Annotated in this window: 14 protein-coding genes and 2 tRNA genes; 8 read left to right on the top strand and 8 right to left on the bottom strand. The window is 38.0% G+C overall.

Annotated elements, in window-relative coordinates; genetic code table 11:
- Window positions 1-11: 11 nt before the first annotated feature.
- Entirely contained in the window at window positions 12-1253 is a 1242-nt protein-coding gene (locus tag PQ461_RS10415) for a TCR/Tet family MFS transporter (protein WP_274205432.1), read from the top strand.
- Here PQ461_RS10415 and PQ461_RS10410 read toward each other — a convergent pair whose 3' ends face one another.
- From PQ461_RS10410 to PQ461_RS10400, 3 genes are read right to left on the bottom strand one after another with little or no spacing between them, the layout of a single operon-like run.
- Window positions 1254-1655 (bottom strand): hypothetical protein, encoded by a 402-nt coding sequence (locus PQ461_RS10410; RefSeq protein ID WP_274205431.1) that lies wholly within the window; start codon window positions 1653-1655, stop codon window positions 1254-1256. It abuts the gene before it with no gap.
- Window positions 1639-2613 (bottom strand): hypothetical protein, encoded by a 975-nt coding sequence (locus PQ461_RS10405; protein ID WP_274205430.1) that lies wholly within the window; start codon window positions 2611-2613, stop codon window positions 1639-1641. The genes PQ461_RS10410 and PQ461_RS10405 overlap by 17 nt, the downstream gene beginning before the upstream one ends.
- 33 nt (window positions 2614-2646) lie before the next feature.
- Window positions 2647-3237 (bottom strand): DUF502 domain-containing protein, encoded by a 591-nt coding sequence (locus tag PQ461_RS10400; protein WP_274205429.1) that lies wholly within the window; start codon window positions 3235-3237, stop codon window positions 2647-2649.
- Window positions 3238-3553: 316 nt separating this feature from the next.
- Here PQ461_RS10400 and PQ461_RS10395 point away from each other — a divergent pair, with 316 nt between their 5' ends.
- Window positions 3554-4651 (top strand): hypothetical protein, encoded by a 1098-nt coding sequence (locus PQ461_RS10395; RefSeq protein ID WP_274205428.1) that lies wholly within the window; start codon window positions 3554-3556, stop codon window positions 4649-4651.
- Window positions 4652-4694: 43 nt separating this feature from the next.
- On the opposite strand, the gene PQ461_RS10390 is transcribed toward PQ461_RS10395, so the two are convergent.
- The gene (locus PQ461_RS10390; RefSeq protein WP_274205427.1) at window positions 4695-7145 is read right to left on the bottom strand and encodes a bifunctional UDP-N-acetylmuramoyl-tripeptide:D-alanyl-D-alanine ligase/alanine racemase; all 2451 of its coding nucleotides are present in this window, start codon (window positions 7143-7145) and stop codon (window positions 4695-4697) included.
- 68 nt (window positions 7146-7213) lie between these two features.
- Between PQ461_RS10390 and PQ461_RS10385 the strand changes: the two genes are divergently transcribed.
- From PQ461_RS10385 to PQ461_RS10370, 4 genes are all read left to right on the top strand, one after another.
- Window positions 7214-7699, top strand: coding sequence for a regulatory protein RecX (locus PQ461_RS10385; protein ID WP_274205426.1), 486 nt, complete (start codon window positions 7214-7216; stop codon window positions 7697-7699).
- A 108-nt stretch (window positions 7700-7807) separates the two neighbouring features.
- Window positions 7808-7880 (top strand) — tRNA-Gly (locus PQ461_RS10380).
- 65 nt (window positions 7881-7945) lie between these two features.
- A tRNA-Leu gene (locus PQ461_RS10375) sits at window positions 7946-8031 on the top strand.
- Between the two features lie 433 nt (window positions 8032-8464).
- A complete protein-coding gene (locus PQ461_RS10370; protein ID WP_274205425.1) occupies window positions 8465-9373 on the top strand; it encodes a hypothetical protein in 909 nt (302 codons plus the stop codon).
- 107 nt (window positions 9374-9480) lie between these two features.
- Here PQ461_RS10370 and PQ461_RS10365 read toward each other — a convergent pair whose 3' ends face one another.
- Window positions 9481-10368 (bottom strand): winged helix-turn-helix domain-containing protein, encoded by an 888-nt coding sequence (locus tag PQ461_RS10365; RefSeq protein ID WP_274205424.1) that lies wholly within the window; start codon window positions 10366-10368, stop codon window positions 9481-9483.
- Between the two features lie 109 nt (window positions 10369-10477).
- On the opposite strand from PQ461_RS10365, the gene PQ461_RS10360 reads away from it, so the two are divergent.
- Window positions 10478-11047, top strand: coding sequence for a hypothetical protein (locus PQ461_RS10360; protein WP_274205423.1), 570 nt, complete (start codon window positions 10478-10480; stop codon window positions 11045-11047).
- A gap of 85 nt (window positions 11048-11132) precedes the next feature.
- On the opposite strand, the gene PQ461_RS10355 is transcribed toward PQ461_RS10360, so the two are convergent.
- Window positions 11133-12185, bottom strand: coding sequence for a hypothetical protein (locus tag PQ461_RS10355; RefSeq protein ID WP_274205422.1), 1053 nt, complete (start codon window positions 12183-12185; stop codon window positions 11133-11135).
- Window positions 12186-12257: 72 nt separating this feature from the next.
- On the bottom strand, window positions 12258-13124 hold the full coding sequence (locus tag PQ461_RS10350) for a helix-turn-helix domain-containing protein (RefSeq protein ID WP_274205421.1): 867 nt from the start codon (window positions 13122-13124) through the stop codon (window positions 12258-12260).
- A gap of 22 nt (window positions 13125-13146) precedes the next feature.
- Between PQ461_RS10350 and PQ461_RS10345 the strand changes: the two genes are divergently transcribed.
- Window positions 13147-13626: a hypothetical protein gene (locus PQ461_RS10345; protein WP_274205420.1), complete on the top strand. Its 480-nt coding sequence runs from the start codon at window positions 13147-13149 to the stop codon at window positions 13624-13626.
- Between the two features lie 70 nt (window positions 13627-13696).
- On the opposite strand, the gene PQ461_RS10340 is transcribed toward PQ461_RS10345, so the two are convergent.
- On the bottom strand, window positions 13697-14350 hold the full coding sequence (locus tag PQ461_RS10340; RefSeq protein ID WP_274205419.1) for a DUF6624 domain-containing protein: 654 nt from the start codon (window positions 14348-14350) through the stop codon (window positions 13697-13699).
- Window positions 14351-14486: the final 136 nt, after the last annotated feature.

Raw genomic sequence — 14486 nt, 5'->3', positions numbered from 1 at the left:
TAATTCCGGATATGGATGAACAAGTACAATTACCTGCGGCAGAACCTAAACGACACGCTGCATTAGGATTTATTTTTGTAACGGTATTTATTGATGTACTTGGCTTGGGCATTATTATACCCATCCTACCAAAACTTTTAGAGCAGTTAGCGCATGTAGATATAAGTACAGCTGGGCAATACAGCGGCTATTTAACTTTTGTTTACGCTGCTATGCAATTCATATGCTCGCCTATTTTAGGCAATCTGAGCGACCGCTACGGGCGTCGTCCCGTTTTATTGCTTTCCTTATTAGGCTTTGGTATTGATTACCTGGTGATGGCGTTCTCGCCAACTTTAGCTTGGCTTTTTGTTGGGCGCATTATTGCCGGCATAGCCGGTGCAAGTACCACTACGGCTACTGCTTATATTGCTGATATAAGTACAGGCGACAAACGCTCGGCTAATTTCGGACTGGTTGGTGCCGCATCGGGATTGGGATTCATTTTAGGGATTGGCATGGGTGGTTATCTGGGTAGTGTTGGTATTAAAATACCTTTTATGACTGCCGCCGGATTGGCTTTATTAAATGCCGCTTATGGTTTTTTTGTATTGCCCGAATCGCTGCCAAAAGAGCACCGCCGTAAGTTTGAATGGAAACGCGCCAACCCGGTAGGCTCGTTGATCAGGCTACATACCTATCCCGTTATTACAGGTTTAATTAGTGCTTATACACTCGTATACATTGGCCAAAAAGCAGTGGAAAGCGTACTTGCCTTTTATGTAATTGAAAAATACAAGTGGACATTAAGCAGTATCAGTACGCTTGGGATTTTTATAGGTGTGTTACTGGTATCTATACAAGGTGGACTTATAAGGGTAATTATTCCAAGATTTGGCAACCAGAAAACCATTGTTTCCGGAATGATATTTTATGCAATAGGTTTAGTACTGATTGCCTTTGCATCTCATGGCTGGATGATGTATGTTTTTATGATCCCTTATTGTTTGGGTGGTATATCCGGCCCTGCACTGCAAGGGTTAATTACTGAAAAAGTAAACCCCAACGAACAGGGCGAACTGCAAGGTGCATTGACAAGTTTGGTAAGCATCACCACCGTAATCGGCCCTTTGCTAATGACATCGCTGTTCCACCATTTTACTGAAAAGGGCACTTCTATTTACTTCCCGGGTGCGCCATATTTGTTGGGAGCAATCCTGATGCTGATCAGCGCCGTAATTGCCTTATACAATTTCAGGAAGAAGGCAGTCTGATTAGTTAGAAACATCAAGGACTAATTTATTTACCCAGATAGCTTTTCTGTCCGGATTGTCTTTTAGCTGCTTAAACAAAAATGCTTGATCAGCTACTACTTTTTTAGCAAACGCTACCTTGTCGTTAATGACAACCTTTACTTCCCTATTTAAGTCGACCATATCAGGGCTGATCAATATGCTAATCTTACCCAACCTTGAAGTTTCAATATTGAATGTATTGTCTTTGTAAGTTGCCTTTGCTGCACCGGCTTTATCAAAATGATAATATTCCGGAAGCCAGGCTTTAGTAGTTTTTAGATATGCTTTTACATTATATATCTTATGCCATTCTGCTGGCTCATTTTCAAGTTTCCATTCATCGGTAATTAACCAGTCGCATTGCTTATTTAAAACATCCATTTGTCTCCCAGTATATGTTATGACGGTAAGGGTTGCGTGTCGTGGAATCAATAAATTTAAGGCTATTAGTAAAGTCTGTTTGCAAGTGCTTATCCTCATGTGTATATCCCTTGTATTCTTTATAAGTAATATTAGTCCCTAAACTATCAAGCAGGTTTATTATCACTCTGTTCTGTTCTACTGGGCGTAAATCATCCTTGTCAGAATGAGCTTCATACAGCGGACGATTTATCACATTTTTTAAGAAAATATTATTAGTAAAAAGTATGTTAAACATAGAGTTATATAAAACAAATCCCGCAAACATGGATGGCTGATATACACTAAATCCAAAAGCACCGTCTGACCCATCCGAATGTCCATAAACAAACACCTTATTATCATCCACATTCACCACCTGTTTTATTACTTTAATCAAATGTGATAATGCGTTGAATGTATAATTAACATCAGAGCCGAATTTATTTGCAGCCCAATTAAAACCCTTTGCCGGATCTGCGAATGGTTTTATAACAATGAAGTTTTGTTTACATAACGACGAGTAAAACGGATCATCATCCTTATCAATCTGATCACTACTATTAGCAGCATTCTCAAATTTCGACATTCCTACTGCGCCATGTAACGACAATATTAAAGTTGAAGGTTTGCTGGGATTATAGTTTTGCGGCAGGAAAAGTTTAAATGGAATATCACCGAATATGGAATCCCTGATAAAGAAGATATGCTGCCCCCTGTACTTTTCAAGTTTAGGGTATTTGTTATAAGATTTAATAAACTTTATTAATTCATTCGTCGAAGTATTTTGTTTAGCCAAGGATTCGGTATCTTGTATCAAAAGTGATTTTGGCAAGGATTGAATGTCGGTTATCTGCGCTTGAGCGCTATATAATATACCTGCTTGAAAAAGCACAATGGCAAAAAGGCATACAAGTTTAGATTTAAGGTTTAAGATCATGAAAATGGTTTAGGAAGATAAAAATTAATTGCGTTAGTCTAAGCCGCTTACGCCGCCTGAGATCACAAATTTCATCATCTGTGCTGCATTCTTATCAATGTGTTTGACCTTATCGGCAGGCACAATAACCACCTGACCTGCAAAGGAATATGACCACGGTAGGTAAACAGCAACTTCACCTGTTAAGCCAAGGCTGCTCAGGTCTTTTTGGGTTAGAAAGCCAATTCGTTTAGTGCCATTAATCTCGACAATTACCGCATCATTAAATTTCTTTTCTTCACCTACAAAAGCTTCGGTTAAATCTTTAATAGATGAATACAAAAACTTGAACAATGGCAGGCGGTTAAGCCAGCGGCCAAACCAGCGTTTAATAGGGTCGGTAACCACGTTGGTGATCAATACCCCTGCTAAAAAGATAACAATGATTACACTAAGTATCCCCATACCCGGTATATAAACCGGTTTTCCTGTTTTGGGGTTAACCCAAAATATATCGCTCAGGTTTAGTGCTTTATCAATACCAGCAACTGCCCAATAGATTAAAAAGATAGCTGCACCCAATGGTACAACCACCAGTAAACCTTTAACAAAATAATTGAGTAGTATGCGGGCTAATTTGTTCATTTAAAATTTTTAATTATAATTAGGGAAAATGTTATTCTCCCATAACTAATAACTGTTTCAAAAATACTTTATAACAATCTATTTAAGCAATTTTCTCATAACTTTTATACTCCGGCATAAGATAAGCTATAGATAGCCTAAGTTTGGGCAATAGCTAAATTTTAGTAATATTGTTGCTTAACTTAAACTTGTTATAGTGTATAAATCTTTCCTCCTTTTAGTATTAGTATTTGCGTTATACAGCTGTTCTAAAAAAAACGACCCTTCGGAAGTAACTCCGAATAACCCTAAAGCAGACACCTTAGTAACTTTTAATATGGGCTCTGACGGATATAATGGCTTTTTGCCTAATGGCTATCTTGTAGCAACAGATTCTTCAGGAACTATTCTTAGTGAGGTTAAAATACAAAAGGGTACATCCATTTATAAATTATACACCCCGCAAACATACAATAAAACGCGTCTAAACGTTTACGAGATAGATGTACCAACTAACCCAAGTGATCCTACCGCCTCCTACTTTGTAATGGGTTTTTTGCAAATTAAAAAAGGAAGTATATATGATATATCTGGTAGTCAAACCGCCACGTCCAACTATCCTTTAAAATTGCATTTCAGTAACCTGGCTAATTTCCAAAATTTAATAGCCAGTACTGATTTAAGCAATACATCTATAACAAGTATTTCAGATACTTCGCAATTCAACTATTTTGACTACAGTGATAAAAGTAAGCTCTTCGTGGAAACACTTAAAAATGGAAAGACCCTTTATAATTTTTTTGATCTGATTAAGGGAGGACATTCTTTAAATGTAGATATGAATCAATGCATTAAGATACCACAAGTAAAAACCCTAAGATTTCCTGGTTCTTTTGTATCAATGACTGTTTATGCTAAACCCGACAAAAATTCAGTGTTAGAATATAATCTGGGAACTGCTACGTCTATAAGCAACGAATTATCTTACTATTACCCAAACGAGTCATTCGATCAATATAATTGTGTCACAAACTACAATGTTGGAAGCAGGCAATATTCATTTGTTAATTTAAGTAGTACAATATCAAGCGAGGTTAATACTTACAGTGCAAACTTTACCAACACTGGTACATCTCTTGCCAATTATAAAACAACTGTATCGGGACCTTATGATTACTATTTAGCAAATTTTATAGGCAAAAACATCAATAATAACATTTCAATATACTTATACTCCCCATCTGCTGCTAGTTATTTGAATTACAAAATGCCAGACTTTTCTAAATATATCAGTAAAACAATTTTAGATCCCTCTCAAATAATATTGCAAGAGTTTGGCCTTTATCAATTTGATGGATTTAACGAAAGTAAGTTGCCTTATAAAGATAGCAGAAGCTATCATGATGTTAACATAAAAGCTGTTAGAGGCAGATAAAGGATTAATGATAGCTTATGAGTAGGAGTGATTTTTAATTACCCTACTCATAAAAATAAACTCTTTTTACCCTTTGCGAAATATTTGTTAATATTTCATAAGGAATAGTACCTATTTGCTTGGCTAATATATCAATACCCTGCTTGTCGTTAAACACAATTACCTCATCCCCTTCCTTGCATTCAACGTCGCTTACATCAATCATGCACATGTCCATAGCAATATTGCCGACTGTTGGTACCAGCACACCTTTTACCAGCATCTTGCCTACGCCATTGCCAAAGGCACGCAAATAACCATCAGCATAACCAATACGTACGGTGGCAATCTTACCATCCTTATTTAACTTACCAAGCCGGCTGTAACCGATAGTTTCACCCGCTGGTAGCTTCTTAATCTGAGAAATATTGGTTTTGAGCGATGCAATAGGTTGCAGGCCATTCATATGACCGGGCACTGCAGCATCAACCCCGTACAAACCTATACCCAAACGTACCATATCATACTGTGCCATTGGCCAGCGTATAATAGCCGATGTATTTGAAATATGCCTGATGAATTTATAACCCAAAGCATTTTCTATTTTTAAATAAGCCTTTTCGTAACGCTTCATCTGTTGCAGGGTAAAGGCATCATGTTCAGGTGCATCACTGGCTACTAAGTGAGAGAATACCGACTTCACACGGATGTGTTTTACTTCTTCCAGAAAGTCGCAAAGTGTCTCTATCTCATAGTCTTCAAAACCCAGACGATGCATACCTGTATCAATTTTCAAATGCACCGGGTATTCGTTGATGTTTTGCTGATAGGCAAATTTTACAAACTCATCGAGCATGTTAAAGCTGTAAAGTTCAGGCTCCAGCTTATGCTCTACCATTTTATCAAATGCCGCTGGCTCAGGGTTAAGCACCATAATGGGTAGTTTTATTCCGCTTTCACGTAGTGCAACGCCCTCGTCTATATAGGCCACCGCCAGGTAATCAACCTTGGCATACTGTAACACATTGGCAATTTCAAATGTACCACTGCCATAAGAAAATGCTTTTACCATTACCATTACTTTTACACCGGGATATAATTTTGAGCGATAAAAGTTCAGGTTGTTAACCATCGCAGTCAGGTTAATTTCCATTAAGGTTTCGTGTGCCTTCTGGGATAGTGCTTTACTGATCCGCTCAAATTCAAAACTACGCGCCCCCTTTATTAATATAGTTTCGCTGCTGAATTCTAAATTATTAAGGTCCTTAAGCAGGGCTTGGGTATGTGGATAGAAATGCTTTTTCAGCACATCGAAATACTCCTCATGTGCAAAAATGGCTTCCCCCACCCCTATAAACTTATCTATCTTTTTATCCTTTACCATATCGGCCACCTGCTTGTAAAGTACTTCCTGCTGCAAGCCTGATTGATAAATATCCGATAGTATGAGCGTTTTAGTTTGGTGTTGATTTTGCTGGTTCAAGAAGTTAAGCGCGATCTCAAGCGAGTTAATATCCGAGTTGTAGGAGTCATCGATAATGGTACAATCATTTACACCTGTTTTAAGTTCGAGCCGCATGCTTACAGCGGTCAAATGTTCCAGCCGGTCATCGCATTGTTGCGGCGAATAACCCATAGCCAGCATGGTTGCCCAGCAGTAAACCGCATTTTCAACAGATGCAGCATCCAGAAACGGAATAAGGCATTCAATCTCTTTGCCTTTATATTTGGCACGCAGGTAAAACTTTTTGGCTATAACCGTTTCACTGAAAACATAAAGGTCGACATCCTTTGATTTTTGGCTCCAGGTAAAACGCTTTGGAGTTACTATATCTTTTTCGTACTCCCGCATTTGATCATAATTGTAGATCAGCAGATCAGCATGTTTAAAAAGCTTCAGCTTTTCAATTACTTTGGCTCGGCGGTTCTCAAAGCCCTCATCATGCGCTGAACCTAAATGTGTGAAGATGCCTATCTGCGGTTTGATCATAGCCTCCAGTGCATCCATCTCTCCACTGGTTGAAATACCGGCCTCGAAAATTCCCAAATCGTTCTCTTTTGTAATTTGCCAAACAGACAATGGTACCCCTACCTGTGAGTTATAACTCTTAGGGTTACGGACAATGCTGTATTCGTTGGCCATAAGCTGGTAAAGCCATTCTTTAATAATGGTTTTACCATTGCTGCCCGTAATACCAATTACCTGTAAATTAAACTGTTGGCGGTGATGTGCTGCCAAAATATGCAATGCATTAAGTACATTGTCAACCGTCAGGAAGTTAGCGCCGGTCATGCGTTCAGCCGGTTCATGCGCTACCACAAAACTGCGTACGCCTGCATTATATGCTTCTTTAATAAATTCGTGCCCGTCGCGGCGGCCTTTAAGGGCAAAAAACAATCCTTCGGATGCGTTAAGCACCTGCCGGCTGTCAGTTATTAAACCACTGATATTACACTCCCTGATAATTGGCCCCTGCGCCCCAATAATTTGCCGGATTTCTTTGATAGAATACATACTGCTGAGCATGATGCTAATTTGACGATATTATGCCAATAGAAGAAATTTAGCTTACTTTAGTTTTGATGGACGAGCCGAAAGCTAAAAAAAAGATTACCGATGAAAAAGTTGCACTTGCCAAAGCAGAACATTACTGTGCTTACCAGGAACGCTCGCAGCAGGAGGTGCGTGATAAGCTGTATGAATGGGGGCTTTGGACAGATGCCATTGAGCGTATCATTAGCGAATTGATTGCCGGTAACTTTTTAAATGAAGAGCGTTTTGCCGAAGCCTACGCACGTGGCAAAATGAACATTAAACATTGGGGAAAAGTTAAAATTAAGCAGGGCCTTAAAATAAAAAGGGTATCAGACCCGCTGATACGCAAAGCACTTTTAAAACTTGATGCTGATGATTATTACAGGATATTACAGCAGGTAATTGAAAAAAAGAACCGTTCGTTGACTGAAAAAGATACCTTTAAACGCAACTACAAGCTGAAACAATATGCTTTAAGCCGTGGATTTGAGAATGATTTAATTTCTGATGTTTTGAAAAACAGCGAGTTATAAAAAACTTAAAAAAAATTAAATCAATTTCTTGCAGAAAGGGCTTTTCTGTCTATATTTGCAACACCAAAAACGAAAGGTACTCTGCTACGGCGGTTGCCTGATACAAAAGCGAAAGTAGCTCAGTTGGTAGAGCACGACCTTGCCAAGGTCGGGGTCGCGAGTTCGAATCTCGTCTTTCGCTCAAATCCTTTCCTACACAGAAAGGATTTATTTTTAAAAGGTTCATCTGGCAACAGATTATCACCTGCTCGGGTGGTGGAACTGGTAGACACGCAGGACTTAAAATCCTGTGATCCTTAAAGATCGTGCGGGTTCGATTCCCGCCCCGAGTACAAAAGCCGCAAACTGTGGCTTTTGTTGTTTTAACACAATTCGTTAACCTCTCCTGCTAAGCACTAATTTTAAGCTTATTGTGGTATTGGACACATGCCATCTTTATATACAAAAAAAGAAGCCGCTGATTGTCAAGACCGTCTAATAGTTGAATTGCAATCTCTGTACAATTCAAGGCAGCCTATTAGGCGATGTTGGATCACTATGTTGTGCCAAAAAGAAATGATTGCTATTGGTCTATTTGATTTTCTTTTAGATACAAAACCTTCGTCATAATTTCCCTTATCGGCAATTGTTGTCCGTTCAAAGTTCATATCTTACAAAAAAATCAATGTCAATGTTAGTATGTGTAGTTTAATTTGACGTATTCTTCAAAAAACTTTATAACATTGACTTACAGAAGTTTTATAGTTAGATGAGAACTCACATATTATGGTAAATAATTTCGAACAATCCCAATCCATATTACAAACCGTTATCGAAATAGCTAAGGCTGAAAATGCCGATGGTATTGTTAGTCTGTTAGAAAAAAGTGAAATAAGTATTGAGCAAACAGATTATGACAATTGGAATAACGGGACTTACTATTTTACGATTTTTGTAACCGTGGATGTGAAATCCTATGTTGCTGTAAAAAATAACCTGAAAGAATTAGAAGCAGATTTATTGCAACGCTTTTCAGAAACCATGCGACGTTCACAGGACGAACAAGTTGTTCAAATTAATATCATTCCTAAGGCCGGTTCTGTAGTGCCTGAACAGCACCCTCATCGCCCCTTATCAGCTATTGAGTTAGAGCGTAAAGCACTGTTAATTGCTTATTTAAATAAATGTTCTGAAGATGAACTTATTGGCGAAATATTGATGCCCTTGTTTAGGCATTTAGGTTTTCAACGCATCACTATTGCTGGGCACAAGGACAAAGCTTTAGAATATGGAAAGGATATTTGGATGAAATATGTGCTACCAACTCAAAATGTCTTGTATTTCGGTATTCAGGCTAAAAAAGGCAAACTTGATTCTTCCGGAATGAGCAAAGCAGGTAATGCAAATGTCGCTGAAATATTAAATCAGGTAACTATGATGCTTGGTCATGAAATATTTGACCCTGAAACCAGCAGAAAAGTATTAGTGGATCATGCTTTTATCATCGCTGGAGGAGAAATTACAAAGCAGGCTCGGAATTGGATTGCCGGGCAACTAGATATTTCAAAAAGAAGTCAAATCATGTTCATGGAACGCGAAGACATTTTAAACCTATTTATAGTAAATAATATTTCTTTGCCAGCGAATGCTTTTCCGACTTCACAAGATAACGACGATGACAATCTTCCTTTCTAACAATATCCGAAAGGAACGAAGAAATGGCTTAAAAATTAAATATGGAACGAATCGAATACCAAGTATCGGGCTTTTGTTGTTTTAACACAATTCGTTAACCTCTCCTGCTAAGCATTAATTTCAAGTTTATAACCTTTGCCACGAACAACGACAATATTAATATTGAGATCGGGTTCCAGTTTTTTTCTGAGCTTTGATATAAACATATCCAAACTGCGGCCTACAATAACTCCCTCATCTTCCCAAATCTCTTTTTGTAGGCGGTTCCGTTCGATAATATGGTTAGGAGATAAAGCGAAAATACGGAGCAGGCGCGTTTCGGTTCCGGTCAGGTCTATTGTCTTACCGTCAATTGTCAGCTTACGATTGCGGGAATCGAATAATGCCGTACCTAAAGTCAACATATTACCAGGTTGAGATTCAGGAGATACCCTTTTAGGCTTTTTATAGAAGAAAAGAAAGCCAACAAATGCTAAAACCGGAATGCCGCCCAAAACATATCCATTATTTATGGCAGCTATACCCGCAGGTTTAAATTTAACATCAATTACGTAATGTGCCTGTGGCTGCTTTCTCCCTTTACAGGGCACAATATCATCTTGTTTATTTTTAGATATCGCAAACCCATAGGCAACATTGTTGGTGCCTTCATTTAGCACATTAACAACATAATCTCTGGGGACAGGATCATTGGCCAGCAAACGGCTGATTGTATTCACCATTTGCTCCGGTTGAAATGTAAGTTTATTTTCAAAACTGATCTGATATTCGTCTGCGGAAATCTTTCTTACCGGTAAAACCCTTGACGTACTGTCGCCCGAATGTAACAGCACTTCATGCCCTACCCTGCGGAGCAAAACTTCTCTGCGGGCGAGGTTAAAGTCATCACTACCTTTTAAACCGAACAACAGGCTTATCATACCAATAATCAAGAGGATCATCAATCCGAATAAATACCTGCGATTTCCGGAAATCAGATTTTGGCTATCAACCATATTGTCAAGTTTTTATTTACAAAGTTTACAATTTTATTTACAATCCGGACTACTCAGATAGAAAGGCGTCAAAGTAGTTTTGCCGTATCAATTAAATAAAGACATAGATATGAAAAAAATCATTTATACGCTGGTTTTCGCGCTGGTTGTAGTAAGCGGATTCATAGTATTTGCTAATCGTGAAATGAGAAAAGAGTCTATTAAAAAGTCTCCATCAAAGCTGTTGTCTCCTGCTGAAAGAGAAGCTGCCCTAATAAAATGGGAGACCACGCCTGATGGGATTAAGTACAAAAAATGGGAAGCGTCTACCGAAGGTAAAAAAGTACTTGTTGGTGCTGCTAAAATAAGGCAACACATAAAGGATTACACTAATATGGAAGGAGTTGTAACCTCTCTTTCTCTTCCAGCGGGCTCATCATTAGGTTTTGGAGTGATGATTAAAATTGACAACGAAGATTATATTCTTGATTTCGGACCGGAAGACGCCAACAAAAACTTTTTAAATTTTAGTAATGACTTTGAGCACTTGCATAGCCTGAAAGTTAACGACAAAATAATGATCAGAAGCCATAGCGTATCCTACGCTCCTAAGTATTCATATCCAATTGTATCTGGTGATTATGTAGAACGGGATGGCAAAACAATTTATGTACGTGCCACTCACAAAGGTGGTTGCTAAATTAACGTTTTCATCATGCTGATACCAGGCAACTGCCTGGTATCAGCATGATTTACAAACAATTGGATATTTTTCGGCCGTTAGCTTATTTTTTGAAAAGTCCAGCTTTTAAGTTTGAACCCATCAAACCTTCCGCTAATTGCAGATAATTGCGTTTGCTCTGATCTTTTTCAATGATTATGGTTCCTGTAGTTTGTACATTCTTCATTTCCAAGAAATCTATTGATGTCGTCTCACTATCGCTTAAGGGGCCGCTTCCATATCCTGCTAACTTATTATAATTAGTAAAAATGCAATCAGAAGCTTTATAGCTACGTTTACTTCCTTTTTCCCTTATCCATATGGTACTTGTATTAGCTATGATGTTATGATGAAAGTCGAAATCATCTCCATTGGTACCTTGTGTAGTCCAAACCCCGCAGAAATAACCACCATATACCAATGAATACTGCATTGCACTACGGCTACCGGTCTTTCCATCGTTTTTCCAAAAAACAACTGGGATTTTACAGTTGAAAAACACACAATGATCAATCACTAACCCATAACCATTTGCTATAACTCCCACATGTAAAGGTAATACATCTATATTCCCCGCGAACAGGCATTGGGTTACCAGCAAATCATCCAGTTTTTTTCCATCACGCCATATCGGGTAAGATCGGTTTAAATTATTATTATCAATATAAGTGTAATTGGGGCTGCCCGTAAACCGCAAACCTTCAATAGTAACATGGCTAACCTCGGGTTGTATGCCTCTTGCTTCTTGTCCGCCAACACCAAGCTCCAATGGTGCCACTGTTAATATAACGGGCATTTTTTTAGGCGTCCATTCTACATCGTCCGGCATAACTTCAGCCCGAATGATAAGACGCTTGCTAACGCTATATTTATCATTGTTAAACAGTACAGTTTGGGTAAGCAGATAAAGGCCTTCTGAAAGAATGATGGTTGTTTCTCCCTGCTCCTTGTTTAGATTTACACGCCTGGCAGCCTCTAAAAGTGTCTTTAACGGTTGGGCTTTAGTTCCGGAATTGGCATCATTACCAATTTGGGGATTAATATGTAATTGTTCTGCTTTTACGCAAAGCTGATTGATAAATAGAAATAAAAGAATGAGTGTTGCTGATTTTATCATTATTGCTTTTTCTCCAAAATTGGGGAAACTCATAACCCCGAAAAAGGTCATTTTATCTATTAAATTGTCCTTTTAAATTTTCTTTTGGTATTGGTGGGGAGTTGTATTGGTCAGTTTTTTAAAAAAGCGGTTGAAATTGGATGGATCTGAGAAACCGAATTCATAGCAAATCTCTTTTGCAGATTTGTTTTGATACAATTGTCTCTTTATTTCTGAAATCAGCTTCTGATGAATCATTTGTTGCGCTGATAATCCACTGAACTGTCTGCAAATTTTATTAAGGAACCCCGGGCTGACGTTAAGCATTTTGGTATAAGCCTCAACAGTCTTATCCTGTAAAAATCTTCTTTCCAGTAATGACCGGAATCTATAGAAATCGGGATGGATATACGTATCGCGCTGAACATTATAAACACCAGCATAATAGCGATTTAGAACGATAAGTAACTGATATAAAAGCGACCTGATCAAATGATTACTATCATTTTGAAGTTGTTCAAACTCCCATTCTATTTCATATAGCAATTCCAGGCATTTGCCGAATGATGTTTCATCTATCAGCATTTCGGCAGGATGCGAATACTGATGAAAGTATTGAAACCGGTACAGAAATAGTTCATCCGAGAAAAAAAGATGTAGAAAATCTTTTTCAAAAAACAGCGTATATCCTTTTACCTCTTGCTCAATTTCCCAGCTGCGGATTTGTCCGGGGCTGGTGAAAATAATTGTTCTTGGGCTTATTGATATTTTATTTTCGTCTAATAAAAAGGTTCCTGATCCCTCCTTGATAAAAATAATTTCATAAAAACTAAGTTGATGTAATGTGCTGTCTAACACATAATTTTCCAATGTCTCAATACGTCCAATATCTAATAACAACTCTGAACCATATTTACAGGGCAGAAAATTGTATGTTTTAATTGGAGGAATGGATGTCATTTAAATACCTTAAAATTACAGGATGGAATTTTCAATCACGTCTAAACTGGATAAAACTGAATATATAAAGACAATGTTCATCGGCCTTTACAAAAGGCCATATTATGTACTTGTTACCATTTTCGGGCTTTTTATCTTAACAGTCTCCATATTAAACTATGCTAAGTTAACAAGCTTCCAAGTGTATTCGCCCATTACCGATGCTATTATAGGTTTGTTTTTGTTGCTTCTTCCCCCATTAATTGTATTGATGGCAGTAAGACATGTTAAGTCAAATTCGGGTTTGCTAAGTGAAATTACTTACAAGTTTACCGATGTGGGTGTATCAGCCACAGGATCGACATTTAAGATGGATTTTTTGTGGGAACACATGATTAAGCAAAACGAAAGAGGGAAATTCATCATACTTTATCATACCAAAAGCGCTGGGACTTTTATTGACAAGACAAACTTAACACCGGAGCAATTACTTTTTATCAAGTCGAAAATAGTGAAGAAGTAGTCAGAAAACACTTGACTGTTAGCTTAAGTAAGTAACTAACCCTCTTCTGTCTAAGGGTTAGTTACCTATTTTATGGTTTCTTCAGCACTTTCTGCCGGGCATCCTCAATTGTCATTTCTTTATCCCAGCTAACCTCAGATTTATAGGTACTCTTAACTGTTGCTAAGTACTCGTCTATAGGTGGCAACCCCATTTCTTTACGGCGCTGATCTATATGTTCAACTTCATCAATAGGCCACACTCGGATAATAGCACCGTCTTTAAACGTTTGTGTACCGTAAAGTTGTTTCTCTCCGCTTCGCAGTAAAATACGGTCTTGCAATGTGGCTAAATCACTTTTGGGTACTATGCCCTTATCAGCCTGATCTTTAAGCAGGGGAAAATACTTTTTCATGTAAGTTGTTTCTGCATGGTCTATTACTAAAAAAAGTGTGTGGTTATCTTCAGCAGAAAGCCCTTTAGGCCAGCCGCAATTATCAAGCAACTCTCCTATTTCCTGTTGATTTTGTTTGTCGGTAGCCTTCATTTGTAATGCCAGTTGCTTAGCCTTTTCCGGGTTGTTTTCGGCCATCTGTTTAATAAACTGAGCCCGGCTTTCCTGGTCAGCCTTTCTGATAGATTTTAATTTGATGGTAATTTGGGCAGTGTCATTACACGGAATGCTTTGAGCCATAACAGAACTGATACCGCATAAAGAAACTAATAGAACAGTAAATAATTTCATTTTTTAATTGAATAGAATTAGATGATAAGATTGAATAAATAAGGCCAGTTGACGTAAATATATGCGTTTGCACAATCTTATGCAGGAGATAAACAAGAATTACTTAAATTTAAGTAGTATCATTCAAAGCATCTAT

It is taken from the genome of Mucilaginibacter sp. KACC 22063, from assembly GCF_028736115.1.
Lineage (GTDB): Bacteria > Bacteroidota > Bacteroidia > Sphingobacteriales > Sphingobacteriaceae > Mucilaginibacter.
The sequence above is the reverse complement of the archived record's forward strand: the minus strand, read 5'-3'. Positions and strand labels throughout refer to the sequence as shown.